The 3,421-nt window shown below is 51.7% G+C and carries 3 protein-coding genes and 1 pseudogene; 2 read left to right on the forward strand and 2 right to left on the reverse strand.

All coding sequences use genetic code 11. The features are described 5' to 3' along the window. Window positions 1–762, forward strand: a pseudogene (locus tag ACESLU_RS13120) (glucosamine-6-phosphate deaminase); the annotation flags it as partial. 61 nt (window positions 763–823) lie between these two features. Here ACESLU_RS13120 and rdgB read toward each other — a convergent pair. Both rdgB and ACESLU_RS13130 read right to left on the reverse strand, forming a co-directional pair. Then, complete coding sequence (rdgB, locus tag ACESLU_RS13125; protein ID WP_372639086.1) at window positions 824–1,414, reverse strand: RdgB/HAM1 family non-canonical purine NTP pyrophosphatase; 591 nt, start codon at window positions 1,412–1,414, stop codon at window positions 824–826. Between the two features lie 234 nt (window positions 1,415–1,648). Continuing rightward, window positions 1,649–2,653, reverse strand: a complete 1,005-nt coding sequence (locus ACESLU_RS13130; RefSeq protein ID WP_372639087.1) for an adenosine kinase — start codon at window positions 2,651–2,653, stop codon at window positions 1,649–1,651. Between the two features lie 469 nt (window positions 2,654–3,122). Between ACESLU_RS13130 and ACESLU_RS13135 the strand changes: the two genes are divergently transcribed. Next, a partial coding sequence (locus tag ACESLU_RS13135) for an NUDIX domain-containing protein (RefSeq protein WP_372639088.1) occupies window positions 3,123–3,421 on the forward strand: 299 nt, incomplete at its 3' end.

Below are 3,421 nucleotides of genomic sequence, written 5' to 3' on the forward strand. Positions count from 1 at the left end.
TATCAAACGTCCGGCAACATTGCGGTCTTTGATGACGATGTCATCCGGTTTGTGGACTTTGTCTCCGATTATAACGAGATCTTTGACATTGATCAGTCCGAGGCGGAGGATATGCTTAAAAACGTCAAAAAATTTATGCAGGAGAAGGAACCCGGACAGGTCGATTCCTACGAAATAAAGCATGTCAAGGGACTTATCCGCCGGGGAGAAGCAAAAGCGGCGGGACGGTATTGCGGGATCCCGGAAGACCACCTGCATTTTCTCAATATGCCGTTCTATGAAACCGGACGCGTAAAAAAGAAGCCTCTCTCGCAGGAGGATGTGGATATCACGATAGCGCTTCTACGGGAAGTCAAGCCGCACCAGATCTATGCCGCCGGTGACCTGTCGGATCCCCACGGCACGCACCGCGTATGCCTGAAAGCGATTTTCCTGGCGCTCGAGGAGTGCCAGGACGATGACTGGATCGATGATTGCAAAGTGTGGCTGTATCGCGGCGCCTGGCAGGAATGGGATATCAACGAAATTGAAATGGCCGTCCCCCTCAGTCCCGAAGAATTGGCGAAAAAACGAAAAGCAATATTCAAGCACCAATCGCAAAAAGACCGCCCCCTCTTCCCCGGTGCCGACGAGCGGGAGTTCTGGAAACGTTCAGAGGAACGTAATCGCGGTACCGCCCAGCTTTATGACGACTTGGGCTTTGCGGAATATGAAGCGATCGAGGGTTTTGTGGAGTATAAAGGCAATGGGCAGGTAAAATAGAGGTTGAAGGCACGGCGGATCAACCGGCAAACGATCTTTAACAGGTACAAACAGGCCGCAATCAGACCCGTTGCTCCAGCCAGTTATAGAACCGGGCAATGGCTTTCCCGCGGTGGCTGATCTCATTTTTTATGCCGGCGTCCAACTCTCCGAAAGTTTGCTCATAGCCGGCGGGACGAAAAACCGGGTCGTAGCCGAAGCCGCCGTCCCCGCGCTGCTCGGTCAATATCTCGCCCCGGCAGATGCCTTCAAACGTCTGCACGCCCTCCTCTGAAACCAGGGCCACAACCGTACGGAACTGCGCTTTTCGGTTCTTCTCCTCCACCCCTAAAAGCTCCTCCAGCAGCTTGTCCACATTGTCCTGGTAGGTAGCCGAGGCCCCGGCGTACCGCGCCGAATAGACCCCCGGACGTCCCCCGAGAGCCTCCACCTCAAGACCGGTATCGTCGGAGAGTGCAGGCAGTCCGGTTTGCCCGTGTACGTACCGGGCTTTTTTCAGGGCATTTCCTTTCAGGGTAGGCCGGTCTTCGACTACCTCTTCCAGCCCCGGAAAATCATAGGATGATTTGAGGGTAATCCCCAGCGGGGCCAGGGTCGACCGCAGCTCTTTGATTTTGTCCCTGTTTCGGGAAGCCAGTACGATAGTTTCCATTTTCCAGCCGTTTATATTTACTGAGGACTTTACAAAACCGGGCTTTTCCCCAATGTCAACTTGCCAGTCGGTTGAAATCCACGCATGTGGGCTATATGCTGCGATTTAACCTCCCTCTGGCCTTGACCTTTCCCGATGCTTCGGGACCGGTTGTTCAAAGCCCTCTTTATGTGTGTATATCTATAGTTGTAGTTATGTATGCATGTTTCAATATAAATCTCAACAACCCGGAAGTCACCGCTCTGAAGTGACCTCTTTCAGCAGTTGCTGAACTTCATGCCATTTCAGGCGGGGACCGAACTGGGAGACGATCCTGGAGCCCGCCAGGCTGGCTAATTTCCCGGCCCCGGCATATCCGAAGCCGTTCGTTATGCCATACAGGAAAGCGCCGGCAAAAATATCTCCCGCGCCGTTGGTGTCAATGGGATGTACATCATAGGGTTCGATATCGATAAACGTATCGCCGTCATAGATGATCGCTCCGTTGGGTCCCTGAGTAATAACAAAACGCTCCGCTTCCCTTTTCAGTGCCTCGCGGGCTTCGCCTAAATTATCTTTGCCGGTATAGATTTTCGCTTCCTCCTCATTACAAAACAGCAAGTTTACGGAGGCGCCTATGACTTCCTCAAACCGCTCCTTGAATGCCTTTACAATAGAAGGATCGGAGAGGGTAAGCGCCGTTTTAACCTGGTGGTCGGCGGCCGTTTTCTTGGTCTCTTTCATCGCTTCAAAGCCCGTATCGGAAGAAACCAGGTAACCTTCGATATATACATATTCCGAATCCCGGATCGCCCGCTCATCAATGTCACTCGTCGACAGCGTGGAGGTGATCCCCAGGTAGGTGTTCAGGGTCCGCTCCGCATCGCCCGTGATCATTACCAGGCATTTGCCCGTAATCCCGTCCTCCTGTTCCTGTCGGTCAAAATTGGTATCAATCCCGGCTTCCTTCATATCCTCAAGATAGAGGTCGCCGAAGGGATCATTCGCTACCTTGCACGAATAAAACGCCTTCCCGCCGAACTGGCTTACCGCATAGATGGTATTGGCCGCCGATCCGCCCGGATTTTCCACCGTCTCCGCCCGGTTGATATCCTGGATGAGTTGATACTGGGTCTGCTCGTCAACCAGCGTCATTACCCCCTTTTTTACCTCATGTTTCTCCAGAAACGCATCTGTGACCTCGAATTCCATGTCCACCAGAGCATTGCCGATACCGTAAACATTGTATTTCTTGTTCATATATCTATGTTAGAGTAACACCTTGTTTATTGGATGAGGCCTTTGCAAAACCGTTGTTTTGCCCAATCTCTACATTTTTGGTATTTCCCGATGCTTCGGGACTGTTTTTTCAAAAGACCTCTGGGATAGAATCGACTGAAAATACAAACTCTCACGCTCAACCAAAACCTCAACCTCGGCCTTCGACACCGCGCTAATCCAACTGGATTGTTGTGGGCAAGGCGGATTGGAAATGGAGGTGGTGTGGTACTTTCCTGCCTTGAGTATCCATTTCCACTTCAATCCAGCACTAGAGCAAATTTCACAGTCGACATTTAATAATTCAAAAAGTAGCGTTTACTATTTAAAAAATAATAGGATAACGAATGATTTCTTGTCATTCATAAATAATCCAGGCTAATCTCTGGCAAGATCAATTTTTAGACTCAAAAATGGTATCTTTAGCCCTCACAAATGAGGTACATTTTTCATGGATCCATTGATTACATTCTTGCAGAACCGGCTTAGCCGTCCGCTTCCGGGAGAGCGTTCCCAGCTGAGGATGGCCCCGGAGCCGGTAGATGGCGGCACCCAGCGCAACATGACAACGCCCGATGACGCCGACCCGAGCAGCGTGCTGGTCTTACTGTTTCCGAACACCGAAAAGAGATGGGAGCTTGTCCTTACCCTGCGGACCAGCCATATTAATCACGGGGGACAAATAAGCTTCCCGGGGGGACGGGCGGAACCCGGCGAGGAAGCCCCGCAGACCGCACTCCGGGAGGCCCG

The sequence above is a fragment of the Fodinibius sp. genome, from assembly GCF_041642155.1.
Lineage (GTDB): Bacteria > Bacteroidota > Rhodothermia > Balneolales > Balneolaceae > Fodinibius.

Excerpts from the sequence above, each read along its gene's own strand:
- rdgB (WP_372639086.1), bottom strand. The coding sequence starts at position 1,414 with ATGGAAACTATCGTACTGGCTTCCCGAAACAGGGACAAAATCAAAGAG.
- ACESLU_RS13130 (WP_372639087.1), bottom strand. The coding sequence starts at position 2,653 with ATGAACAAGAAATACAATGTTTACGGTATCGGCAATGCTCTGGTGGAC.